This window comes from Bifidobacterium sp. RTP21102st3_E2_RTP21102_210122 (genome assembly GCF_040916945.1).
Taxonomy (GTDB): Bacteria; Actinomycetota; Actinomycetes; order Actinomycetales; family Bifidobacteriaceae; genus Bifidobacterium; species Bifidobacterium longum.
Window position 1 is genome coordinate 159,343 of the sequence record NZ_JBCPAN010000003.1, and the last position, 24,708, is coordinate 184,050.

The 24,708-nt window shown below is 59.8% G+C and carries 16 protein-coding genes; 11 read left to right on the forward strand and 5 right to left on the reverse strand.

Features of this window, described 5'->3' with window-relative positions:
- The first annotated feature begins 318 nt into the window (after positions 1-318).
- Positions 319-981, forward strand: a complete 663-nt coding sequence (gene raiA / locus AB5287_RS04530; protein ID WP_007052648.1) for a ribosome-associated translation inhibitor RaiA — start codon at positions 319-321, stop codon at positions 979-981.
- 161 nt (positions 982-1,142) lie between these two features.
- Positions 1,143-4,037 (forward strand): preprotein translocase subunit SecA, encoded by a 2,895-nt coding sequence (gene secA / locus AB5287_RS04535; protein WP_007052649.1) that lies wholly within the window; start codon positions 1,143-1,145, stop codon positions 4,035-4,037.
- Positions 4,038-4,347: 310 nt separating this feature from the next.
- Here the strand turns inward: secA and AB5287_RS04540 are convergent, their stop codons facing one another.
- Entirely contained in the window at positions 4,348-4,563 is a 216-nt protein-coding gene (locus AB5287_RS04540; protein ID WP_007055155.1) for a transposase, read from the reverse strand.
- A gap of 727 nt (positions 4,564-5,290) precedes the next feature.
- On the opposite strand from AB5287_RS04540, the gene trpD reads away from it, so the two are divergent.
- Both trpD and AB5287_RS04550 read left to right on the forward strand, forming a co-directional pair.
- Positions 5,291-6,337 (forward strand): anthranilate phosphoribosyltransferase, encoded by a 1,047-nt coding sequence (gene trpD, locus AB5287_RS04545; RefSeq protein WP_013582794.1) that lies wholly within the window; start codon positions 5,291-5,293, stop codon positions 6,335-6,337.
- A 46-nt stretch (positions 6,338-6,383) separates the two neighbouring features.
- Positions 6,384-6,572: a hypothetical protein gene (locus AB5287_RS04550; RefSeq protein ID WP_007054484.1), complete on the forward strand. Its 189-nt coding sequence runs from the start codon at positions 6,384-6,386 to the stop codon at positions 6,570-6,572.
- A 153-nt stretch (positions 6,573-6,725) separates the two neighbouring features.
- Here the strand turns inward: AB5287_RS04550 and AB5287_RS04555 are convergent, their stop codons facing one another.
- On the reverse strand, positions 6,726-7,421 hold the full coding sequence (locus tag AB5287_RS04555) for a hypothetical protein (protein ID WP_007058765.1): 696 nt from the start codon (positions 7,419-7,421) through the stop codon (positions 6,726-6,728).
- A gap of 60 nt (positions 7,422-7,481) precedes the next feature.
- Here AB5287_RS04555 and AB5287_RS04560 point away from each other — a divergent pair, with 60 nt between their 5' ends.
- Entirely contained in the window at positions 7,482-8,186 is a 705-nt protein-coding gene (locus AB5287_RS04560) for a 1-acyl-sn-glycerol-3-phosphate acyltransferase (protein WP_007058769.1), read from the forward strand.
- 51 nt (positions 8,187-8,237) lie between these two features.
- Here the strand turns inward: AB5287_RS04560 and AB5287_RS04565 are convergent, their stop codons facing one another.
- Together AB5287_RS04565 and AB5287_RS04570 are read right to left on the reverse strand one after the other, a co-directional pair.
- Positions 8,238-10,511: a protein kinase gene (locus AB5287_RS04565; protein WP_101011234.1), complete on the reverse strand. Its 2,274-nt coding sequence runs from the start codon at positions 10,509-10,511 to the stop codon at positions 8,238-8,240.
- 143 nt (positions 10,512-10,654) lie between these two features.
- A complete protein-coding gene (locus AB5287_RS04570) occupies positions 10,655-11,737 on the reverse strand; it encodes a polyprenyl synthetase family protein (RefSeq protein WP_013410788.1) in 1,083 nt (360 codons plus the stop codon).
- A gap of 206 nt (positions 11,738-11,943) precedes the next feature.
- Here AB5287_RS04570 and AB5287_RS04575 point away from each other — a divergent pair, with 206 nt between their 5' ends.
- From AB5287_RS04575 to AB5287_RS04600, 6 genes are all read left to right on the forward strand, one after another.
- On the forward strand, positions 11,944-12,606 hold the full coding sequence (locus AB5287_RS04575) for a DUF4192 family protein (protein ID WP_007052659.1): 663 nt from the start codon (positions 11,944-11,946) through the stop codon (positions 12,604-12,606).
- A gap of 202 nt (positions 12,607-12,808) precedes the next feature.
- Entirely contained in the window at positions 12,809-14,233 is a 1,425-nt protein-coding gene (locus AB5287_RS04580) for an RNA polymerase sigma factor (RefSeq protein WP_007055162.1), read from the forward strand.
- 57 nt (positions 14,234-14,290) lie between these two features.
- Entirely contained in the window at positions 14,291-16,606 is a 2,316-nt protein-coding gene (locus AB5287_RS04585) for a type IIA DNA topoisomerase subunit B (protein WP_013140869.1), read from the forward strand.
- Between the two features lie 166 nt (positions 16,607-16,772).
- Positions 16,773-17,999, forward strand: a complete 1,227-nt coding sequence (locus AB5287_RS04590) for a sugar MFS transporter (protein WP_007052662.1) — start codon at positions 16,773-16,775, stop codon at positions 17,997-17,999.
- 43 nt (positions 18,000-18,042) lie between these two features.
- Positions 18,043-19,035, forward strand: coding sequence for a ribokinase (locus AB5287_RS04595; RefSeq protein ID WP_368220762.1), 993 nt, complete (start codon positions 18,043-18,045; stop codon positions 19,033-19,035).
- A 15-nt stretch (positions 19,036-19,050) separates the two neighbouring features.
- Positions 19,051-23,784 (forward strand): DEAD/DEAH box helicase, encoded by a 4,734-nt coding sequence (locus AB5287_RS04600; protein WP_368220763.1) that lies wholly within the window; start codon positions 19,051-19,053, stop codon positions 23,782-23,784.
- A 10-nt stretch (positions 23,785-23,794) separates the two neighbouring features.
- On the opposite strand, the gene AB5287_RS04605 is transcribed toward AB5287_RS04600, so the two are convergent.
- Positions 23,795-24,583, reverse strand: coding sequence for a response regulator transcription factor (locus tag AB5287_RS04605; RefSeq protein WP_007054494.1), 789 nt, complete (start codon positions 24,581-24,583; stop codon positions 23,795-23,797).
- Positions 24,584-24,708: the final 125 nt, after the last annotated feature.

Here is a 24,708-nt window from a genome sequence, read left to right on the forward strand (position 1 = left end):
CGAATCAAATCTGTAAGAGCTTGGTATGTGCGAGAAAGAGCAAGAAAACGCTGCCTATCCATTGCAGTATTTACCATGACGAACAAACGAGCCAGCCTGATAAACCGGTATCAAATCTTCTTATAGGAGACTGCTGCCAAAACCCCAGTATATACATCGTTTCATTGCAGAGAAAAGCCCGGGAATAAACATATATTCTCTGGGCGAGTTTCCGGCCGTTCACCCATTGTTCGTCTACAATGAAACATACCCGGTCGGTGATGATGCCGTTCGGAACACATATAGCGGGTTACACCGCTTGAGTTAGAGGAGGTCAACATGGAAATCGTCGTTACCGGACGCCACACGCAGGTCAAGCAAAGGTTCCGTGATGTGGTCGAGACCAAGATGAATCGTGTGACCGCTATCGCCCCGGATGCTCAGCGCGCGCAGATCGTGCTGACCCATGAGGGCAACCCGCGTCAGGCCGATACCGCCAAGCGCGTGGAAATCACCGTTATCGCCGGACGTACCGTGGTGCGTGCGGAGGCTTCCAGCACCGATGAATTCAGTGCGCTGGACATGGCGCTGGATAAGTTGACGCTGCGTCTGCGTCGTACTCGTGACCGTCGCAAGGATCACCGTCGTGGTTACGCGAACCCGGTCCCGGTGGATCTGGGTGTTATCGCCCCGGAGCCCGAGCCGGAGGTGTCGGAGGAAGAGCCGAACAACAGCCCGCAGGCTGCGGTCGCCTCCGATCTTGGCCCTGGCGAATCCGTGGAGGTCCAGGTTGGGGATACGCCGATTGTCATCCGTCGCAAGCTGCACATCGCCGAGCCTATGAGCATCGACGAGGCGCTGTACGAGATGGAACTGATCGGACACGACTTCTTCCTGTTCGTGAACAAGGAGACCGGACGCCCGTCCGTCGTCTACCACCGTCACGGTTGGAGCTACGGCGTGTTCGAAATCGATACTCCGGAGAATGTCAAGAAAGCCTGAGGGTAAGGGCTGCTGACACGATCAGCTGATACCGCATGGACCGCTTCCAATATGGAGGCGGTCCATTTTTTCGTAAGAAGGTCGAAAAATTCGACTGCTGACGGTGCGAGGCGCTATTCTGGTACGCGGACACCACCACTTATCAGTCAAGGGAGAACCCAGTGGTCGATATTGTTGACAAAGCCCTGCGAATGGGTGAAGGCCACCAGCTCAAGAAGCTGGAGAACGTGGCCAAGGCCGTGAACGCTCTTGAGGACGAGATCTCCGCCCTCTCTGACGAGGATCTGAAGGCCCAAACCCCGAAGTTCAAGCAGGAAATCGAAAACGGCAAGAGCCTGGACGAGATCATGCCCGAGGCGTTCGCCACCGTGCGCGAGGTCTCCAAGCGCACCCTTGGCCAGCGTCACTTCGACGTGCAGCTCATGGGCGGTGCTGCCCTGCACTGGGGCAACATCGCCGAAATGAAGACCGGTGAAGGCAAGACCCTGGTCGCCACCCTGCCCACCTATCTGAACGCTCTCGAAGGCAAGGGCGTGCACGTGGTCACCGTCAACGACTACCTCGCCAGCTACCAGAGCGAGCTGATGGGCCGTATCTACCGTTTCCTCGGCATGAACGTCGGCTGCATCATCACCGAGCAGAAGCCGCCGGAGCGCCGCAAGCAGTACAACGCTGACATCACCTACGGCACCAACAACGAGTTCGGCTTCGACTACCTGCGTGACAACATGGCATGGGAGAAGGCCGACCTCGTGCAGCGCGGTCACCACTACGCCATCGTCGATGAGGTCGATTCCATCCTCATCGATGAGGCCCGTACCCCGCTTATCATCTCCGGCCCGGCCGAAGGCGACGTGACCCGCTGGTACCGTCAGTTCGCCAAGCTGGTGCTGAAGCTCACCCGCGACGAGGACTACGACGTCGACGAGAAGAAGAAGGTCGTCGGCATCCTGGACCCGGGCATCACCAAGGTCGAGGACTTCCTCGGCATCGACAACCTGTATGAGCCGGCCAACACCGCCCTGATCGGCTACCTCAACAACGCCATCAAGGCCAAGGAACTGTTCCTGCGTGACAAGGACTACGTCGTCACCCAGGGCGAGGTGCTCATCGTCGACGAGCACACCGGCCGTATCCTGCCGGGCCGCCGCTACAACGAGGGTCTGCACCAGGCCATCGAGGCCAAGGAAGGCGTGGAGGTCAAGGCCGAGAACCAGACCTTCGCCACCATCACCCTGCAGAACTACTTCCGTATGTACGACAAGCTCGCGGGCATGACCGGTACGGCCGAAACCGAGGCCGCCGAGTTCATGAACACCTACAAGCTGGGCGTGCTGCCGATCAAGACCAACAAGCCGATGATCCGCAAGGACCAGGACGACCTCATCTACCGCACCAAGAAGGAGAAGCTGGCCGCCATCGTCAAGGACGTGGCCAAGCGTCACGCCAAGGGTCAGCCGGTGCTGCTCGGTACCGCTTCCGTGGAAAGCTCCGAAGTGGTCTCCACCCTGCTCGACGTGGCCAAGATCCCTCACCAGGTCCTGAACGCCAAGCAGCATGAGAAGGAAGCCGCCGTGGTCGCCGTCGCCGGCCGCAAGGGAGCCGTCACCGTGGCCACCAACATGGCCGGCCGTGGTACCGACATCATGCTCGGCGGTAACGTCGAGTTCCTTGCCGACGCCAAGCTGAAGTCCGAGGGCTACTCTCCGGAAGACACCCCGGAAGAGTACGAGAAGCGTTGGCCGGGCACCCTGAACGAGATCAAGGCCCAGGTCAAGGACGAGCACGAGGAAGTCAAGGAGCTGGGCGGCCTGTACGTGCTCGGCACCGAGCGCCACGAGTCCCGTCGAATCGACAACCAGCTGCGCGGTCGTTCCGGCCGTCAGGGCGATCCAGGCGAGTCCCGCTTCTACCTGTCGCTGGAAGACGATCTGATGCGTCTGTTCAACACCCAGCTGGTGGCCCAGGTCATGGCCAAGGGCATGGAGGAAGGCCAGCCGATCGAGGCCAAGTCCGTGACCAAGGGCGTGCGCACCGCACAGAAGGCCGTCGAATCCCGCAACTACGAGATTCGTAAGAACGTGCTGAAGTACGACGACGTGATGAACAAGCAGCGTACCGTCATCTACTCCGAGCGCCAGGCCGTGCTCAAGGGCGAAGACATCCACAAGGACATCCTGCGTTTCATTTCCGACACCGTCGAGTCCTACATCAAGGGTGCCAACAAGGGATCCGAGAAACCGAAGGACTGGGATTGGGAGGGCCTGTTCAAGGCGCTCAACACCGTGATCCCCACCAAGGTCGACGAAGACGAGGTCAGGAAGATCGTCGGCGGCCTCAAGGGTGCGAAGGCCGTCGAGGCCGTGCGCGACCTGATCGTCGAGGACGCCAGGCAGCAGTACGGCGAAATGGAGGAGACCATCGGCGAGACCGGCTTGCGCGATCTCGAACGCCGCGTGGTGCTCGCCGTGCTCGACCGCAAGTGGCGCGAGCACCTTTACGAGATGGATTACCTCAAGGACGGCATCGGCCTGCGTGGCATGGGCCAGCGCGACCCGCTGGTCGAATACCAGCGCGAAGGCTACCAGATGTACAACTCCATGATCGAGGCCATTAAGGAGGAGACCGTCCAGCTGCTGTTCCACATCGACATCAAGCAGGTCGCCACCACCGACGAGGCCGTTGACGAGGTCGAGGAGACCGCCGAAAGCGCCGACACCATCGCCGTGGCCTCCGGCCCCGACGAGAACGGCGAATCCGTGGTCGAGGCCGCCGAGGGCGAAGTCGAGGAAGAGGACGAGGATACGGACGCCAAGCAGGCGATCGCCGAATCCGCAGCCGCCTCCGGGGCCGGCGAGTCCACGCTGCCTGTTGCCGGACCGGCTCCGATCAGCCACGCCGAAGGCAAGGTCCCGGTTTCCAAGCGTCCGAAGAGCGAAGAGCTCAAGACGCCGTGGGCCGACGGCCGCACCTTCCCTGGCACTGGCAAGAACGCCCCGTGCCCGTGCGGTTCCGGCCGCAAGTACAAGATGTGCCACGGCCAGAACGAGAAGTGACGCATCGCTAGTTAGTAACTAGCTCATGGCTCCCCACACGGGGAGCCATTTTCTATGCGGTTCATCAGCATGTATTCGTGCGGTGCCGTACGCGCGGGACGGCACGCGATTTTCGCGGATTTTGACGTCGTATCCCACACTGTTGCGGGATGGCACGAGTGTCAATCGATTGACTAGCGTGGCGTCCCGCAGTACGAATTACGGAATCGTTGAAATTCCGCCATTCTCGGTGTTATGGTGTCACGGTCCGCAAAGGGTGATGTGGGACGGCACGGCTCAAACGGCGAAAATGAGCTGCCGTCCCGCAGTTTTACGGGATAGCACAAAAAAGAGGCTTCTGCTGTTTTCGTGGGTTGTCGGGCGCGTCGCTCGTCCAACTGACGATGTGGAACCCGTCGGGCGCGCGTTCGGCGTTCGGGCACCACTCATGCACGCATGAGTCGATCCACCGGGCCCCGTCCCCGGCGACGACCCTGATGGAGGCGCGCTGTTCGGGCGTCAACGTTTGGAAGAACAGGCCGAACACGTCCCTGCCGTACCCGTCGTGCGCCTATATCGCCCGATGCCGTTCGTGGTCGACGACCACGGTGATGCACGTGTGGCCTTTGCGGTAGCCGGTCTCGTCCACGCCGATCGACGTGAGGCCGCCGAACGGAGACGGCATCGACGCTTTCAACCGTTCGGCGACCCTATGGGCGGCGTCTTCCGGCGGCGCGCCACGCGACGTGCGGAAAACCGCTTACGGTCTTCTGGTTCGCGACGCTCATCGGCCACGCGCGTTCCGATTCGAAATCGCGTGTGGACCGGCTGCCCGGCTCGGCCCACGGCACGGAAGCGACCACGACGCCGCACGCCGCCGCCCTGGTCATGCCCGCGGCGCCTCCTTCCGCATCGGGAGCATCGGAGCATACCCGCACGTGGACGCACCCGGATCTCGAGCACGGGTTCGGAACGCGGCGGCGAATCCGTGATCCGCGCATCCTCTGCAACCGTGCCTTTGACGTTCGGCAATCCGGTGAATGGGCTTTTGCTCAGGCGTTCTTCGTGATTCATTTCTTTGGTCGGAAAACAGAATACGCGGGAACGCCCCTCACGCTTACGAAACCAACGGCTCGACGACGAACCGACATCCACGAAAACAGCAATAGCGCCATATTTTGCAATATGGAAGATTCAGGGCCTTGAAATGACGAACCATTACAATGAGCGGCGAACATACATCACACGGCGTAGGAAACGCCAAGGAGGGCATCATGGCCGAGATCACATGGAAGTCGATTCTCACCAAGCTGGTCGGGGGAGACCACCTTACTGCTGAGGAATCGGAGTGGTTCGTGGACGACCTGATGCAAGGTAACGCCAATCCGGCCGCCGTGGGTGCCGCGCTCGCTATGCAGCAGCAGCTGGGACTGACCGCCGACGAGGTGCGTGGTGCCGCCAAGGCCATGGTCTCCCACGCCGTGCCGCTGAACGTTTCCGGTGGGACCACCGACATCGTGGGCACCGGTGGTGACGGCTTCGCCACCGTGAACCTGTCCACCATGGGCTCCGTGGCCGCCGCTGCAGCCGGCGTGAAGATCGTCAAGCACGGCAACCGCGCTGCATCCTCGAAGTGCGGTGCCGCCGATGTGCTCGAAGACCTCGGCCTGCCGCTGGATTTGAAGCCGGAGGCCGTCGGCGAAGTGGGCGACGAGGTGGGCATCACCTTCGCGTTCGCCCGCACCTTCCACCCGGCCATGCGCTTCGTGGGCCCGATTCGTGCCGCGCTCGGCATTCCGTGCGTCTTCAACATCCTGGGACCGTTGACCAACCCCGCCAACCCGGCACACGTGGCCATCGGCTGCGCCAACCGCAAGGTGAGCCCGATCATGGCTGCCGTCTACGCCAGCCGTGGTCAGTCCGGCTTGGTCTACACTTCGCATGAGGGCATGGATGAGCTCGCCCCCACCGGCCCGGTTTCCGTCTGGGAGATTCGCGACGGCAAGGTCACCGAAACCGAGTTCGACCCGACCGTGGATCTGGGCTTGGCCAAGATTACCGTCGAACAGCTCAAGGGCGGCGTTCCGGACGTCAACGCCAACGCATTCAAGGACTTCCTGGCCGGCAAGGACATTCCGTCCCGCACCACCGCACTGCTCAACGCCGCCTCCGCCATCGTGGCCGACGGCAATCTGGTCGGCAACGGCACACTGGCCGAGCGTTTCGCCGAAGCCTACAAGCTGGCCGAGGAAACCGTCGATTCCGGCAAGGCCGAAGCCCTGTTCGACAAGTGGATCGAAACCGCCAAGTCCAAGGCGTGATACACCGTACTCAGCCTCCTCTGATGAGGGGGGCTTATGTGTCTATATGGCGACTGTTATGGCGGCCGTGGCCTTGTGCGTGACTGCGACGCGCGGCACTTCGGTTGGTGCCGCTGATGTGCCGGTTGTGCCGGCCAAAGGGGACGTGACGATCCGTCTCAACTGGTGGGGAGGCGACGCCCGCATCAAGGCCATGATTGCCGAGTTACAGGAGTCCATCGACTTCAATTCGTGACCTATCTTGGCTCGGCCGCAATTACGGACGAGCTACGCCTGTGATACATTGGTTCGCTATCGCTCACACCTCGCCTACAAACAGCCCACTGGGCTGTTTGCTTAACGGCTCGGCCTCAGAGAGGGGAGCCAAGGACTACACAACCTACGCGAACTACACCCTCGCGCCGTCGTCGTAATAGCCACCCTGATCACCGGGGCGGTCTTTGCGGTTGAGGATTTTGGCCACCAATCCGCCCAGACCCAAAATGACGCCCAGCCCGAAGAGAATATTGAGCAGCGCGCCTAAGAGAGGAATCGCGTTCAAGCCGGGAACGAATATCATCACCGTTTCGCCTGCGAGACCGATGATGAGCAACGCCGTCAGCAGTACCGTAGATGCTTTGACCGGACCAAGATCAGGGTTCGGGGGAGTGAAGCCGCCATCATCATAGGCGTCCATCACATTATCGGTATCCAGCCAGCTGGAGCCGGTGAAATCACGGGGGCCTGACTGCTTGCCTTTTTTGCCGCCACGGCTCGGGCGAGCATCATCGGTGAACGAGCCGATATCCAAGTCATCTACGGAAAGCAGTGCTTCCTTCTCGCGTTTCTTGGCCTGCTTCTCGAACTTTTTGGCCTGCCTGGAGGAAGCCACGTCATGCAAGTCGGCCTGATGCTCGGCTTCGAACGCGGCCCACGCCGCATCCAAATCGTTCATGTCATGCGATTGCGGTGTATCGGCACCATTCGTGGCCGGTCCGGCGGCACCGGGAGTCGACGACTTGGACGAAGTATCGGAATCCTGTCCGTTGCCCGGCGTGGGGGTTGGCCGCTCTCCGTCGGCATTGCTATTCTGGTTCTCAGTCATAACTGTCACTCTAATCAGGCGACCGGCCAATGGCTAGTTCGTCTGCGGGAGGAATGCCAAGTGCTCTACTGGTTCTTCGTCAAAGGTCTCGGCCCTATTGCTCATCATCGTTTGAGCCCTGCTGTCAGCGGACTGAATAACGTGCCTCGAGAGGGTGGCGCGATTATCGCAGCCAACCATCTGGCGGTGATTGACGATGCTTTGATTCCGATTACCTGCCCGCGCATGGTGCACTTCATGGGCAAAGCCGAATACTTCGAGGGCAAGGGATTGAAGGGCAAGTTCAAGAAGTGGTGGTTCACGTCCGTGGGCGTGTTCCCGGTTGATCGTTCCGGTGGCAGCAAGTCGCTTGGCGCACTCGAGCATGCACGCGAGATTATCGAGGATGGGCACCTGTTCGGTATCCACATTGAAGGCACGCGCAGCCCAGACGGTCGACTGTACAAGGGACACACCGGTGCCGCACGACTTGCGCTCGAGACCGGTTGCCCGATTGTTCCGACCGCCATCATCGGCTCGGACAAGCTGCAGCCGATTGGCACGTCGATTCCCAAGAAGGGCAAGACCAAGGTGTTGTATGGCAAGCCGATTGAGGTTGCGAAGAAGCCGGCTGATGAAATTACACATGATGATTTGCGTTCGCTGACCGATCGTGTTTCCACCGCAATCCAGAAAATGAGCGGTCAGGAATTCGTGAACGAATACGCCCAGAAGGTCAAGGCCGAGCTCAAGGCCCAGCAGGCCGCTGAAGAAGCCGAAAAGTAATTAACAAATGAGGCTCCCTCATCTGAAGACAGAGGGAGCCTCATTCAAATCTCACACGATGGTGAGGGTGATGACGGTGGGGTTGCCGTTGGCGTCGCGCAAGCGAATCTTGCCGCCGTTGGATAGGTCCGTATCGCCGCTTTTCACGGTACGTACCGTGCCGAACAGGCCACCGAGCACCTTGTCGGTTTTCACCTCGAACCCGAGACCTTCAAGTGTCTTGGTTACGGCGCTTTCCTGTTTGCCGACAAGGCCGGACGGTATCGTCGCCATCTCCGGACCCTTGGAAATCACCACGTCCACGCTATCGCCCCACTTCAGCTGGGCTCCGGCTTCCTGAGACGCGGAAATGACTTGACCGGCCTCGACCTTGTCATCGTACTGTTCGGTGACATTGGCCGTGAGTTTCAACTCGCCGAGCGCGGCTTGCATCTCATCCTGGGTCTTACCGACGATGTTAGGCATGGTCACCGGCATCGGTCCCTTGCTCAAAGTAACCGTCACCTCATCGTTGTGCTTGGCCGTGGTACCGGGATCAGGGGAGATCGTCAATGCCACACCCTGCGGCGTGTCCATCGAATACTCATCCTTCGACTCGTCATGCTTGACATTATCGAAGCCGGCCTTCTTGAGCGCGTTCAACGGGTCCTTGCCATTGGCCGAATTCGCGTCGAGAATATCCTTCGGGATGGTGGTCATCCGCACGCCCTTGGACACCACCACCGTAAGCTCCTGATTGGCTCGCTTGCTTATGCGGCTGTTCACAACGGCCTTGGTCTTGTTCACGGAAGAAGAGATGATCTTGCCTTCCGCCACGTCGTCGCTGTATTCCTTGTGCGTCTTGTAGGGGATGCCGAGAGCCTTCAACGTGCTCTCATACGTGGCCCAATCCGCGCCGGCCAACGAGCATTCGGTGCTTGCATTCGCATCGCAGGTCACGTCATCCGGCTTGGGCACACTCCAATAGCTGCCCGGTCCGGCAAACCACCACCAGCCGGCGGTTCCGCCGATTGCAGCCAGTACCAGCACGATCACCAGTACGATGATGAGCGGTTTTTTGCTGCGCTGCTTCTTTGGCCCGGTGCCGTTGGAAGCGACGTCCGGCTCATCGGAAAAGGCAAGCGCTCGGGTGAAGGCATCGCCGGCCTGAGGCAGCACTTGTGTCTCGCTGCCGGACTGTGCCATGATTTGCGTCTTATGGGGAGCCGAAGCATCGGCTGGCGTCGACGAATCAAGTGCCGTGGTGGGGGCGACCGGAGGAGCCGGAGGATTGACGTCTGCGGCGCCACCGGTATCGACGGTATTGCTTGCGACATCATCGGCCAAAAACGCTGGTACGGACGGCTTGAACGTTGCTGCACCGGCAGGTACGCCGGTCAGCGGGGCCTGCTCGGCGATATTGCCTACCAGCGCTGCAGCGGTGGCATCGGTATGATCACCTCCGATGGGTTCGGCATGCAAACGGTATTGCCACGCCTCCAGCGGCAATTTGGCGGCCAACTGGCTCAATTCCTCAGCTGCTGCCGCGCCATCGGCGGGGCGAGCATCCACCTGACGCGCGGTCAGATGGGCGATGAACGCCGCCACGGACGGATCAATGCCCTGACAGACCGTGGCCACGGACGGCACGTCCTCATGAACATGCTTGAAAACAAGCGTCACCGGATTATCCGAATCGAACGGCACCTTGCCGGTCAGCATCTCCCATGCCATGATGCCCACCGAATACAGGTCGCCTTGCGCGGTGGCCTGATTGTTCTCGATCATTTCGGGAGCCAGATAAGCGGCGGTGCCCAATAGCATGCCGGTGGAGCTCAATGTGGCCTGGCTGGCGGCCTTGGCCAGACCGAAATCAGTGATCTGCACATGGCCGCGATCATTGATCAAAATGTTCTCGGGCTTGATGTCACGGTGAACCACGCCGGCGCGATGTGCGGAAGCCAGACCATCCAGCGTCTCCGCGACCACGCGCAGCGTCTCACGTACGGAGAATGTGCCTTGGGCGTTCATCTCATGCCGCAGATTGACGCCATGCACATATTCCATGACCAGAAAATCAAGTCCATTGAACTCGCCGGTGTCATACACCTGAACGATGTGCGGGTTGGCGATGGACGCGGCCGAATTGGCCTCGCGGCGGAACCGTTCGACGAACTGCTCCCGATGCGGGCCTTTGGCGAGTTGTGTGTGCATGACCTTAATCGCCACGGTGCGCCCCAGACGCTCATCGATGGCCTCATACACGGTGGCCATACCACCCTCGGCGATATTGCGCACGATGCGGTAGCGTCCCTCAATCATCTGTGCGGGCTCGTTCTCACTCATGTTGTATCGTACGGTTCCTTTAATCACGACTAAACATGTTCAGTGTACATGGCCCCGGTTACGCGGCCGGAGCATCAGCGCATAGTTTTCACGGGTTTTCACCGGTGTTCATGGTCTCATGGTCCGGCGGCTCGCATTGTGGACTATCGCAAGGATTCGGGGACGAATCGCGCACAAGCCTCGGTCAGACGGCGTTGCGCTTCGGAATTCAGCTCAAGACCGGCAATCGCCTTACGGGACTCACCCCATAGGGCAGCGATGCGCTCGCGGGATCGATCAAGAGCACCGGTCGACGTGAACAGTTCAATGGTGCGGGCCACCTGGTTGTCATTGCGACAATCTTCTTCGAAGATGGCAATCAGATCGGCCTTATCCGCCGTATCTGCCGCAGACAGAGCATCAGCCAACAGCACTGTGCGTTTGCCTTCTCGGATGTCTCCGCCAACTGGTTTTCCGGTATTGCGGCTTGATCCGACGACATCCAACAGGTCATCCGCCAGTTGGAACGCCAGTCCGAGCGGCCGGCCGACGGCCAACGCGCAATGCCTGGCCTGATCCGGGCTCTCTCCTGCGGCCAGCAGTGCAAGCAGCAGTGGAGCGATGGTGGTGTAACTGGCTGTCTTCCAGCGGAATACGTTCAATGAGGCGTTCGCCAGAGCTTCGGGATTGGACAGTGGGGTCATCTCGACGGCCAAGTCCAGTACCTGGCCGATTTCCACCTCGCGTTGCATGGTAAGAAACGCCTCGTTCAGGGCATCGGTGTTGGGAAGACGGCTGGCGGATCGGCGTGTGATTTCAATGCAGGCGGTGGCCAGAATGTCGCCGAGCATCAGGCCCAAGCCACGGCCTATGGCACCGCTGTGTACGGCCTGTTCCAAGGCATGATGTGCGGAAGGCTTGCCCCGGCGCAGATCGGATTCGTCGATGATGTCGTCATGCACCAGTGCGGCCGTCTGAAACACTTCAATGGCGCAGGCCAGGTCGATCATGGCGTCACGCCGATCAGGCGTCACGTCGCCGGCAAGAATATCGAAGGCGTCCAATGCGAGCAGCGCACGCAGTCGTTTGCCTCCTTGGCTGGAGGAGGCGGCTTGGTCCACAACCTGTTCCATCACCGGTTTCAGGGCGTCGGCAACCTCGTCGGTGGCGGGGGCGGCAGTCAGTTCCCGCACCAACTGAATGATGCGTGGCTCGATGATTTCGCGGTTGTTAGCAGTTGTGCACATGCCTAATAACTTATCCACAGGGTTTGAAGAACACAAGAACGTTGGGAATCAAGGGTTTTGAAGCTAGAACCACAATGGTCGTTTTTTCCTGCGTCATACGGCGTTTTCAGCCATAGTGGGCACACACCCCCTCGGCGCATGAGCTATCCGGCTCGGCGCGCACCACAACACCAATAGATTGCACACCATTAGTCAAGGAGGACATGATGAACAACAACACGCCGCACAAGCCGCGTAAGAGCCGACACGCCAAACGGCACGCCGCCGAGCAGACGGAGCCCTTTGGCTTTGACGAGTTGGAGACGAGATCACAGGAATTTCGCAATGATCGACGACTTCGAGGCGCGCAACAGGCTAATGCCGACTGGGTGGCCGAACCATTGGACGAATGGCTGTCTTGTCTTGATGCCGGGAACACCGACCTAGGCCGAGAGACGATGGCCGCGTTTGCGGTGGGCATGCGTGAGACCTTATCGATTCGTGATGCGCTGATTCTCTCGTTGGTTATTGATGAAAGCCGTTGCCCCAAGTCATGGCTTATGGAATTCGCGGCGCGACCGCATCTGGCGCGTACGAGAACACGAATGGGCGAGCTGCTGACTTGCGCATTCGAGGATGAAGGCATGATGCCGGATAAGGAGCGTTGCCATGCCGGCATCGGTATGTTGCTCGATATCGCCGAAGCCTCACCGGTGCCGTACTGCATACAGCCATTGGCCGTAATCGCCTACACCTTATGGTGGCTGGGCGATCCGCGAGCAATGGTGTTCGCCTTGCGATGCCTGCTGCTCGATGAGGATTGTTCGCTGGCGGCGATGATATTCTCAGCCGCCGATCGAGGCGTGGCACCGGCATGGTGCTCGGGCTGAGTGAACAGAAACGGCGGATTTCCGAGGTTTTACGCGCGATGCGCGGAAGGAAAGCGTGTGGTGATCGGCAACACGTCGGGCAACGATGTGGGAATAATCGTCCGTGGAGGGTGGTTTACTCACATAGTTGACGATTTGCCCTTGCCAGAAGTGGGCCCATGTGGTATATGCACTTCACGGCGAGAGATCAGGAGGAGCAGTTTTGGCCACGAAGGAAACGACGGCAACCAAGCAGACAGCCGAGTCCAGCGAGGAGACCGAGACCAAGAAGAAGGCCAGCTCTACGACCACCGCACGCAAGACTTCCGCCAAGAAGTCCAAGTCCGCAGAGCCCTCGAAAAAGACCACGCGCAAGTCCGCTGCGAAGAAAACCGCGAAGAAGGCCAAGGACGATGAGCTCGTCAAAGACGAGGACACTCAGGTCGATGACGAGCTTGATGACGATGCCGAGGTCAACGACGACGATTTGGACGTTGACGACCTCGACGAGGATCTTGACGACGTTGACGAAGACGATGCCGACGACGAAGACCTCGATGAGGACGATGCCGACGACGATGATGTGGAAGACGACGAGGACGAGGAAGAAGCCAAGTCCAAGGCACCCGAGCAGCCCAAGGAAAAGGGTGCCTACGTGGTCTCCGACACGGATGATGAGGAAGAGAACATCATCCCCTCGGGCAATCCGAAGCGTCGTGTGATTGCGGCCGGCGCAACCGCCGACCCGGTCAAGGACTACCTGAAGCAGATCGGCCGTGTGAGCCTGCTGAATGCCGAGCAGGAAGTCGACCTGTCCGAGCGCATCGAGGCCGGCCTGTACGCCCAGCACCTGCTCGACACCGAAAGCGAAGGCATGGAGTTCAAGCGCAAGCGTGAACTCAAGTGGGCCGCCGCCGACGGCAAGAAGGCTAAGGACCATCTGCTGGAAGCCAACCTACGACTTGTGGTCTCGCTCGCCAAGCGCTACACGGGTCGCGGCATGCTCTTCCTTGATTTGATCCAGGAAGGCAACCTTGGTCTGATTCGTGCCGTCGAGAAGTTCGACTGGAAGAAGGGCTTCAAGTTCTCCACCTACGCCACGTGGTGGATTCGTCAGGCCATCACCCGTGCCATGGCCGATCAGGCCCGCACCATTCGCGTGCCTGTGCACATGGTCGAAGTGATTAACAAGCTGTCCCGTGTACAGCGCCAGATGCTGCAGGATCTGGGGCGTGAACCTACGCCGGACGAGCTGGCCCGCGAGCTGGATATGCCGGTTGAGAAGGTGCAGGAAGTGCAGAAGTACGGCCGCGAGCCGATTTCCCTGCACACCCCGCTTGGCGAGGATGGCGATTCCGAGTTCGGTGACCTCATTGAGGATACCGACGCCATCGCTCCGTCCGACGCCGTGGCCTTCTCCCTGCTGCAGGAACAGTTCAAGCAGGTGCTGGAAACCCTGTCTCCGCGTGAGGCCGGCGTCATCAAGATGCGCTATGGCCTTGAAGACGGCCAGCCGAAGACGCTGGACGACATCGGCCGTGTGTATGGCGTGACCCGTGAACGCATCCGTCAGATCGAGTCCAAGACCATGTCCAAGCTGCGCCACCCGTCCCGTTCGCAGACCCTGCGCGACTTCCTGGATCAATGATCATCTGGCTCCCCTCTGTGAGGGGAGCCAAGCATTTGAAGAGAAAAATAGGACTGTATGCCCAAAGAAGAATACGGCGCCAAGGACCTAGCTGTTCTTGAGGGCTTGGATGCGGTGCGCAAGCGTCCGGGCATGTACATCGGCACCACCGACTCGCAGGGTCTTATGCACTGCCTGTGGGAGATCATCGATAACTCTGTGGATGAGGCCTTGGCCGGCTTCTGCAACGATATCGTGGTCACCCTGCACACCGACGGTTCCGTGGAAGTCGCGGACAATGGCCGAGGCATTCCGGTGGATAAGGAACCGAAAACCGGCCTGTCCGGCGTGGAGGTCGTACTGACCAAACTGCATGCCGGTGCCAAGTTCGGCAACTCGTCTTATAACGCCGTCGGTGGCCTGCACGGCGTGGGCTCCTCCGTGGTCAATGCCCTGAGCTCCCGACTGGACGTCGAAGTGGATCGTGACGGCAAGACGCACCACATGACCTTCCACCAAGGTCACCCTGGCGTATACACGGATGCCGACCCGGCCAATCCGTCTCCCGATTCCCCGTTCAAGCGCACTCGCAAGAACCGACCCACCGAGCTGGAAATCATCGGCAAGGTATCTCCCAAAACCACTGGTACCCGTATTCGCTACTGGTATGATCCGGAGATTTTCAACAAAACCGCCGAATTCTCATACGAACAGCTCATCGACCGCGTGCGCCAGACCAGCTTCCTGGTGCCCGGCCTCAAAATCACCATTGTTGACGAAAACGTACCGGAAACGGCGACTGACACCGCCGAAGCCATTGATGCCGACGCAGTCGAACCTGCGCAAGACCAGGCCCCGGCTTTGGACGTCTCGTCCAACGATGCCGAACTCTTCGACGACTCCACCGAGGCTCAAGCCGACAGTACCGAGAGCCTGTCCGAGGAGGACTTCTCGCTGACGGCCGGCGACCAGGTCGTCGATGGCGCGTTCGGCGAGCAGCCCGCGCACCCGCGCGTCGTGGAATTCCTGCACACCGGCGGCGTCAAGGACTTCGTCGACTTCCTATCCAAAGGCGAGCCGATCTCCGACATCTGGCGCATCCAAGGCGAGGGCACCTATAAGGAGGAGACCCAGGCCGTGGGCGAAGGCGGTGAACTGCACGCCCAGGAAATCGAACGCACCTGCGGCGTGGACATCGCCCTGCGATGGGTCAACGGCTACGACACCACAATCATGAGCTTCGTGAACATCGTGGAGACGCCCGGCGGCGGTACTCACGTGGACGGTTTCATGAACGCCATCACCAAGCAGATTCGCAAGGCGGTGGAAGACAACGCCCGCAAGCTCAAGGTGAACATGAAGGACTCCGCCATGAAGGTGGAGCGCGACGACATCCAAGCCGGACTCGTGGCCGTGGTCACCGCACGCGTGGCCGAACCTCAGTTCCAAGGCCAGACCAAGGACGTGCTTGGCACCGCGCAGGTCAAGCCGATCGTCACCCGGCTCACCGACAAGCAATTCGGCGAGATGATCACCGGCTCCAAACGCGGATACAAGGAACAATCCGGCCGCGTGCTGGAGAAGATCGTCGGCGAAATGCACGCACGCATCCAGTCGCGCAAGGCCAAGGAGGTCACGCGCCGCAAGAACGCGCTCGAATCCGCCTCGATGCCGGCCAAACTCTCCGACTGCCAGCCGGGCAATGACGACGTGGCCGAACTGTTCATCGTCGAGGGTGATTCCGCACTCGGTACCGCCAAGGCCGCCCGCAACGCCGGTTTCCAAGCGCTGCTGCCGATTCGAGGCAAGATTCTGAACGTGCAGAAGGCGTCGATTACGCAGATGCTCTCCAACAAGGAATGCGCGGCCATCATCCAGGTGGTGGGCGCCGGCTCAGGCCAGAGCTTTGACATCGAACAGTCGCGCTACCACAAGATCATCATGATGACCGATGCCGATGTGGACGGCGCGCACATCCGTATCCTGTTGCTGACGCTGTTCTACCGGTACATGCGGCCGCTTATCGAACACGGCTACGTGTATGCCGCAGTGCCGCCGCTGCACCGCATCGCGTTGACCGGCTCGCACAAGGGCGAATACATCTACACGTATTCCGATGACGAGCTGGCCGGCAAACTGGCCGACCTCGACAAGAAGCACATCGGTTACAACGACGACATCCAGCGATACAAGGGTCTGGGCGAGATGGATGCCGACCAGCTGGCGGACACCACCATGGACCCGCGCACGCGTATGCTGCGCCGCATCCGCATGGAGGACGCCGCCCAGGCATCCGAGATCTTCAGCCTGCTGATGGGCGACGACGTGCCGCCGCGCAAGCAGTTCATCGTCGACAACGCCGACGATTTCGACCGCTCCAAGATCGATACCTGATCGAAGACGTCGCTGATAATGACATCGTGCTTACCGAGAATTTCCGTAATTGGCGTTTGAGGTGAGCACGTTGTCATATGTTTTATGCGTGTTGCCCATGAGTCATTCGATAGACTGATGACATCGTTATCACAACCGGTGCCGTACTGTGAATGGGAGATGGGACATGGCCAGTCTGTTGCTTGCCGTCATCTATGTGGCGTTTATCAGTCTGGGATTGCCGGATTCGCTACTCGGATCCGCATGGCCCACCATGAGCCAGGATCTGAACGTGCCGGTGGCGTGGGCCGGCGGCATCTCCGCGGTGATTTCCATGTTCACGATCGTCTCGGCGCTGCTTTCGGACCGAATGACATTGAAATTCGGGGCAGGCAAGGTCACCGCCGTTTCGGTGGCGTTGACTGCGGCGGCCTTGGCCGGTTTCTCCGTTACCTCGAATTACTGGGTGCTGTTGGCCATCGCCATACCATACGGCCTTGGCGCGGGCGGAGTGGATGCGGCGCTCAATAACTACGTAGCCATTCACTACGAAAGCCGGCATATGAGCTGGCTGCACTGCATGTGGGGCGTCGGCGCATCGGTCGGCCCCTACATCATGGGCTATGCGCTCTCTCAAGGCCAAGGTTGGCCGTGGGGCTATCGGTACATCGCGATCCTGCAGGTGATGCTGACCGTCATCCTGGTGCTGAGCCTGCCGCTGTGGAAGAAACGTGGCGCAATTGCGGTCGGCGAATCGACCGATGACACCGCATCATCTGACGGCAATGCCGAGAGATTTGGCACTGCTGAAGGGGTGTCTGTTGCCGAACGCAAACCGCTCGGCGTGGCCGGCGTGCTCGCCATTCGCGGTGCCAAGGAAATCCTCGTGATGTTCTTCTGCTACTGCGCCGTCGAATCTACGGCGGGCCTGTGGGCCTCCAGCTATATGGTGATGCACAGCGGCATCGACAAGATCACCGCCGCCAGCTGGGCCAGCCTATTCTACGTAGGCATCACCGTGGGCCGTGCGCTTTCCGGCTTCCTGACCATGCGATTCAAGGACCCGGTCATGATTCGCCTCGGCCAAGTGCTGGTGTTCGCCGGCATCCTCACCATGTTCGTGCCATTGCCTCACCACCTTGGCGTGGTCGTTGGGCTGGTGGTCATCGGCTTCGGGTGCGCGCCGATTTATCCGTGCGTCATCCACTCGACGCCGGCCTACTTCGGCGAAGACAAATCGCAGGCCATCGTCGGCGTGCAGATGGCCTGCGCCTATGTGGGCTCACTGCTCATGCCGCCACTGTTCGGCATCATCGCGCAATATGTGACAATCAGTCTCTACCCGTGGTATTTGCTGGTGCTCTTGGTGCTGATGGTGGCCATGCACGAGCGTCTTCGCAAGTTGCGCGGCTGATCATATGCGCATTTGGGCCCGACGCCTACTATGCTTGGAGCCCATGGTGATAAGTGAAGAAGAACATGAACAGATGCCCGAGCCCGTACGGGAACGATTGGAAGCGCTGAAGGATGCGCCGGGCTCGGTAATCGTGGTCGGCTCGATGAACGCCGATTACACCGTAACCACTAAACGACTACCCAAGCCAGGTGAAACCGTCAATGGTGGTGCCATGAAAGTGCTGCCGGGCGGCAAGGGCGCGAATCAGGCGTCTGCCGCCGCTCGTCTCGGTGTCAATGTCCAGTTGCTGGGCGCGGTGGGCGAGGACTCCAACGCGGACTTCCTATTAAGCAAGCTGGATGAGGCCGGCGTCGACACCGCCGATATCCTGCATGTCGAAGGCCCCAGCGGCGCCACGGTAATCACCGTGAGCGCTGAGGGCGAGAACACCATCGTCTATTCGCCGGGTTCCAATGCCAAGGCAAGTGCCGGCTATGTGCAATCACATCGCACGACCATCGCCGAATACGCGGTATTGGGACTGTGTCTGGAGAGCCCGATTGCCACCGTTATCGCCGCCGCGCAGACCGCGCATGACGCTGGCGTGACCGTGCTGCTCAACGACTCGCCATTTATGGACGAGCTGCCTCACGAACTGGTGGAAGCCACGGATATTCTGCTGGTCAACCAGCATGAAGTGGCTCAACTGCTGGGCCTGCCGGATGATGACGTGGAATCACTCGACTGGTATGAGGTCGCCGAACGATTCACCGATTACGGATTCGACCGGGCGATAGTGACGCTTGGTGCGTCGGGATCGGTGGTGATCGAGAACGGACGTTGGCATCGCGTATCCGCCGCGCAAGTCAATGCAGTGGACACCACCGGTTGCGGCGACTCGTTCATGGGGACCGTGCTGGCTGGCTTGGCCGCCGGTCATACGCTGCTGCAATCCGCGCAAATCGGCTCCTACGTCTCCGCCTATGCGGCCACCAAGCTTGGTGCCCAAAGTGCCTACGGTACCGCCGAAGAAGTCATCGCCTACTTCAGCTGACCTATAATCGTACATATGTACGAAAGCCTGAGCCTGTTTTCCGAACCCACCAAGATGTGGTTCGAGCATGCCTTCGGTCAGCCGACCGAGGCACAGGCTCAGACATGGCCGGCAATCCATTCCGGTCGCAATGTCTTGGTCATCGCCCCTACCGGTTCCGGCAAAACATTGGCTGCGTTTCTCTCAGCCATCGACCGATTGATGACCGTGCCACGCACGCGGCGTGCCGGTGTGCGTGTGCTGTATATCTCGCCGTTAAAGGCGCTCGCGGCCGATGTGGCCAAGAACCTAGAACAGCCTTTGGAGGGCATTGCTGCACAATGCGAGGCGCAAGGGCTGCCCGTACCGAAGATCGCGGTCGCCACTCGTTCAGGCGACACCACCGCACAGGAGCGGCGGCGCATAGCCTCCCATCCACCGGATATCCTCGTTACCACGCCAGAATCGTTGTATTTGTTGCTCACTTCGAAGGCAGGGCGGATTCTCGGCACTGTCGATACGGTGATCGTCGATGAGATTCATGCAGTGGCGGGCACCAAGCGCGGCGCACATTTGGCGGTAAGTCTGGAACGGCTGGAGAACCTTGTCGCAGAATCGCGCAAGCGAGATGCAATCGATGCAGATGCTGATGAGGGCGGTGATGCCGCCGTTGATGCTGGCCGCGGCGATCGTCATATGCAGCGCATCGGTCTATCCGCTACGGTGAATCCGCCTGAAAAGGCGGCGCGATTCCTGGGCGGCGGGCAACCGGTTACCATCGTGAATCCCGGTGGGCGGCCTGCAATGGATTTGCGCATGATTGAGCCGTTGGAAAACATGCGTGATTTGCAGTCCGCGAATGCCAAGCAGCGTGTCGGTGGCGTGGATGCTGAACGGTCCGCTCCGCATATCAGTGGTGTCACGCCGGCCATGCAGCGACTTGCTGAACGCAGGGGCATTGTGCCGGTGGATGATAGAGATGTTTCTTCCACTTCTGGGGACGATTCTGATGCGAGTGATGAGTTTGATTCTTCCGCGTTGGTTGGAGCGGCGGGCGACCGTACCTCCGGTTCCATTTGGCCTGTGGTGGAACGCAGTATTTTGGATGAGATTCTCGCGCACCGCACTACATTGGTGTTCGTTAATTCGCGTGGTGTGGCTGAGAAACTCACTGCGCGCTTGAACGATTTGTATGCGCAGACCCGGCATGGCACCAATCCCGACACTGTGCGGGATCCGGGCTCTCCGGAAGGCCGCGAAGGGTTCTCCACGCATTACGATGCTGTGGTCGGCTCCACCACCATGCTTGTCGGCTCACATGAGGGCGATGATGTCATCGCCATGGCTCATCATGGGTCGGTTTCCAAAGATCGCCGCAAAATGATTGAGGAACGGCTTAAACGTGGTGAATTGCGCTGCGTGGTGGCCACCTCCAGTTTGGAGCTCGGCATTGATATGGGCTCGGTCGACTTGGTGATTCAAGTCGATACGCCGTTGTCGGTCTCCTCCGGATTGCAGCGTGTAGGCCGTGCCGATCATCAGGTCGGTGGCGTCTCTCACGCATTGTTCTATCCGCTCACCCGTCAGCAGATTGTCACTGGGGCCGCAAGTCTGGAAGCCATGATTGCCGGCGATATAGAACCATTGGCCGTGCCGCGCAATCCGCTCGATATTCTCGCCCAGCAGACCGTGGCCGCTGCCGCGATGCACGATTTGAACGCTGATGACTGGTATGCCACGGTGCGCCGTGCTGCGCCGTTTGCCGAACTGCCACGTGACATGTTCGATGCGGTAATCGGCATGATGTCCGGCGAATACAACAGCGAGGAATTCTCGGCCTTTCGGCCGCGACTGGTATGGAATCGGGATAATGGCCTGATTTCCGCCCGTCCCGGTTCGCAGAAAGTGGCCGTTACCTCTGGCGGTACGATTCCCGATCGAGGGCTGTACACCGTGGTCCTGCCTGAGGCGGACGCCGGCAAAGGCCAGCGTCGCGTCGGCGAGTTGGATGAGGAGATGGTCTACGAATCGCGCGTGGGCGATGTCATTACGCTCGGCACCTCCACATGGCAGATTCAGGAAATCACCCGTGATCGTGTGGTCGTGACTCCGGCTCCGGGCCGCACCGCCCGCCTGCCGTTCTGGCACGGTGAAGGCGCTGGCCGTGACTACGGTTTCAGCCGTACCATAGCCCGCTTCACCCGAGAAATCGCCGCCGGATTAGACGTGAAGCGGACTGAGGGGAGGTCTGCCGCAGAAGGTCCAGCTGTCCCAACCTTCATCCCAACAATCCTCACCCGTCTCCACCACGATGGCCTAGATGCCAACGCCATCACCAACTTGGCCCGCCTACTCTCCGAGCAACAAGCCGCCACTGGTGCAGTCCCCAGCGACCAAACCCTTATCGTGGAGCGCACACGCGATGAAGACGGCGGATGGCGCATCGTGCTGTTAAGCCCCTTCGGCCGCCGCGTTCACGAACCGTGGTCCATGGCCATCAGCCGCAGACTGCGCCAACGCTACGGTTTCGACGGGCAGGTATATGCCGCCGATGACGGTATCGTCATTCAGCTACCGGACGGTGACGGACATATTCCCGCTCAGGATCTGTTCCTTTTCGATTCCGAGGATCTTCAAACGGATGTAGAACGTCAGGTGGGCGAATCCGTATTATTCGCGGCTCGATTCCGTGAGTGCGCCGCTCGGTCGTTGTTCATGCCTCGTTCCGACCCGGGCCGTCGCGTGCCCCTATGGCAGCAGCGACTGCGCGCCGCACAGCTCCTGCAATCCGCACGTATGGCCAAGAACTTTCCGCTGCTGCTGGAAACCGCGCGCGAATGTTTGCAAGACGTATACGACATGCCCGCCCTGAACGAGGTGATGACCGGATTGCAAGCCGGCACCATTACCGTGAAGGACGTGGAAACCGAGTCGCCATCGCCTTTCGCCGAGAACATTCTCTTTGGCTTCGTCGGCGTGGTGATGTACCAGTATGACCAACCTCAGGCCGAGCGTAGCGCGCAACTGCTGTCTCTCGATCCGCACGTGCTCGAACGCTTGCTCGGCACCACCGATATGGCACAAGTGCTCAACCCGGACGTGATTCGCGAAGTCGAACAGGAACTGGGGGAGCACACTTTCTGGAATGAGCTTGCCGACGATGATGTGACTGGTCGCGTGACCCGTTACGCCAAAACCCATGGTCCTTTCACCGCCGATCAGCTCATAGCCGATCTACACCTCGATGCTACGGATGCCGTGCACACTCTGGATGTGCTGGCTGCCAAAGGCGAGTTGCTGCAAGGCCACTTTGTAGATGATGACGAGCAAGGCCAACAGTGGCTCCATAAGGACGTATTCCGCCGTATTCGGTCTCGCTCATTGGCCAAGGCGCGTAAAGCAGTCAAGCCAGTAGAATCAGAGGCGTTCCAGATGTTTCTTATCGACCGACAAGGTATCGGGCCGGTCGGCGGCGAACGATATGAAGGTGCTGACGGGCTCATGCGCGTTATCGAGCAGCTGGAGGGCATATCACTGCCCACTGCACTCTGGGAGTCGGCAGTATTCCCCGCACGAGTACGAGACTACCAACCTGCATTGCTGGATGAGTTGCTGACCAGCGGCGATGTGGTCTGGGTCGGCTCAAAAACCGGGGGAACCAGTGCGATGGACCCCGGTGAGGTTGCTTTCTATCCGGCGGATTCAATATTGTTCAGCGGTGTGGAACATGGTACGACATCGAACGCCTCAGACGCCACCATGCCGGAAGCGATTCTGACCGCACTGGACTCAGGGGGAGCGTTCCATGCCCGTCAACTGATGGATGCCGCCAAACGTGCGTGGAATGAGACCGCGGAGCCGGACATCAATCCAAACACCGGCGAAATCATTCCGCAAGAGTGGAGCGAACAGCAGTTCAAGGATGCCTTGTGGAGCTTGGTCTGGCAAGGTAAGGTCACCAATTCCAGCTTCGCGCCGGTGCGTGCATTAACCGCAGGCGCAGCAAGCCCGCGTAAATCCACTACATCACGTCGTCGTGGGCGTGTCGCTCCGATTCGCCGAGCCACTACGGATATGACGTTAGGAGGTTTGTGGTCCGCCGTAATCGGGCAAGCTGAAGCCGAAGACACCGACCAGACCGAACGGGCACTCGCACTGGTCGAGACGTTGCTGGACAGGTATGGCGTCATCGCGCAGCCGGTGATTGACAAGGAAAATATCCCGGGTGGCTACTCAGCGTTGTATCCGGTATTGAATCGCATGGAGGAGCATGGTCGACTGGTACGAGGCATGTTCGTCCGTGGTTTCGGCGCGGCCCAATTTGCCGAGCGCGACACCGTGGATGCGTTGCGTCATCCGTCAGAGCATCGCGGCCAGTCCGTGGTGGCATTGAGTGTGCTCGACCCCGCAAATCTCAGTGGCTCCGCCATCGCGTGGCCGGACGCGCCTGCCGGTGCGGGTAAACCGGCACGCCGTATCGGAGCCACGGTCGTGCTCAATGCGCAAGGCGCGCTACTATACGCGGCCGCCAAAGCCAAGCACCTGACAGCGTTCGATCAATCGGTCGGCCATGAAGCCGCTGTCAATGATTCCGACGAACAAATGCGCAAGGCCGCCACAGAACTGGCCTACGCCCTCAAACGCAATGGCACCGGCTCCGTGACATTCAGCGACATCAATGGCGAACCCCTCAACGCCCGTCACCCCTTCGCCCGCATCCTCCACCAGTCCGGCTTCACCCCCGTTCCCCAAGGCATGCGGCTGTACTGATTGAGCCCAGCTATCGAATGCGGTAGTTGGAGCCTCGTTGGGTCATGATGAGGCCGGCGCGGGTGAGCTTCTTATCCAGTGTGTAGAGGGCGTTCTTGAGTAAGCCCTGTTGCTCGAAGAATGGGCCGCCGATAAGTTTGACCAACTCGCTGGTGTTGACGAACTGGCCATCAGCCTTGACCAGCGCTTCAAGCAAACTGTATTCCAGACGGGACAGTGAGATTGCGCTGTGAGTGGATGCGTAGTAGGCCTTGTGATTCGTGGTGTCCAACGTGAGATTGCCACGAATGATCATGGCGGGGGAGTCGGTGGCAAGCGAGCCGACGTATGAGAGCAGTTCGCCATCGGAGAATGGTTTGCTCAGCGCGGCATCTGGGCGTCGTACGTTAGCTTGTGCGCTAGAGGCAGCATTGTCCGAGCGTTGTTCGGCTTCGGCATCTGAGTTGTTTGCGCGTGAATTCGCGCTGAAGGAGCTGTAGGGCGTCTCTTCGATAGGGGCGTACTCGTCAGGCAGCGCTCGCCAGCGGCTGCCTTCACCAATGGTTTTGCTGAGTGGCGTCGAAGTCAGCAGCAGAATCTTGACGGAGGCACGGGCATTGCGTAGGGATTCGATGAGCTGCTCGGTGGAAATGCCGAGCAGGGATTCATCAAGAATCACTGCGTCAAATGACTCCTTGGCGACAGCGGCGAGCGCGATACTACCGGTGCTTGCCAAAGACACCTCATGACGACCGGCAAGCAGGGCACCATGAATGGCGTGGGCCAACGGTTCATTGGATACGGCAACCAGTAGTCTCATCGCCACCTCCTTAATGCTTAGTGTAGGCCGGGTTTAGGGTCTCTTCTCTATTGTTTGGCTCACTATCGTTCGCTCCTCGCCTACAAACACCCCACTGGGGTGTTTGCTTTACGGCTCGGCCCATC

Bases quoted from the DNA above. Each gene is read 5' to 3' on its own strand.
- AB5287_RS04590 (WP_007052662.1), top strand. From the start codon at position 16,773: ATGGCCAGTCTGTTGCTTGCCGTCATCTATGTGGCGTTTATCAGTCTG.
- AB5287_RS04550 (WP_007054484.1), top strand. From the start codon at position 6,384: ATGGCGACTGTTATGGCGGCCGTGGCCTTGTGCGTGACTGCGACGCGC.
- trpD (WP_013582794.1), top strand. From the start codon at position 5,291: ATGGCCGAGATCACATGGAAGTCGATTCTCACCAAGCTGGTCGGGGGA.
- AB5287_RS04605 (WP_007054494.1), bottom strand. From the start codon at position 24,583: ATGAGACTACTGGTTGCCGTATCCAATGAACCGTTGGCCCACGCCATT.
- AB5287_RS04575 (WP_007052659.1), top strand. From the start codon at position 11,944: ATGAACAACAACACGCCGCACAAGCCGCGTAAGAGCCGACACGCCAAA.
- AB5287_RS04565 (WP_101011234.1), bottom strand. From the start codon at position 10,511: ATGAGTGAGAACGAGCCCGCACAGATGATTGAGGGACGCTACCGCATC.
- raiA (WP_007052648.1), top strand. From the start codon at position 319: ATGGAAATCGTCGTTACCGGACGCCACACGCAGGTCAAGCAAAGGTTC.
- AB5287_RS04600 (WP_368220763.1), top strand. From the start codon at position 19,051: ATGTACGAAAGCCTGAGCCTGTTTTCCGAACCCACCAAGATGTGGTTC.
- AB5287_RS04585 (WP_013140869.1), top strand. From the start codon at position 14,291: ATGCCCAAAGAAGAATACGGCGCCAAGGACCTAGCTGTTCTTGAGGGC.
- AB5287_RS04555 (WP_007058765.1), bottom strand. From the start codon at position 7,421: ATGACTGAGAACCAGAATAGCAATGCCGACGGAGAGCGGCCAACCCCC.
- AB5287_RS04570 (WP_013410788.1), bottom strand. From the start codon at position 11,737: ATGTGCACAACTGCTAACAACCGCGAAATCATCGAGCCACGCATCATT.
- AB5287_RS04595 (WP_368220762.1), top strand. From the start codon at position 18,043: ATGGTGATAAGTGAAGAAGAACATGAACAGATGCCCGAGCCCGTACGG.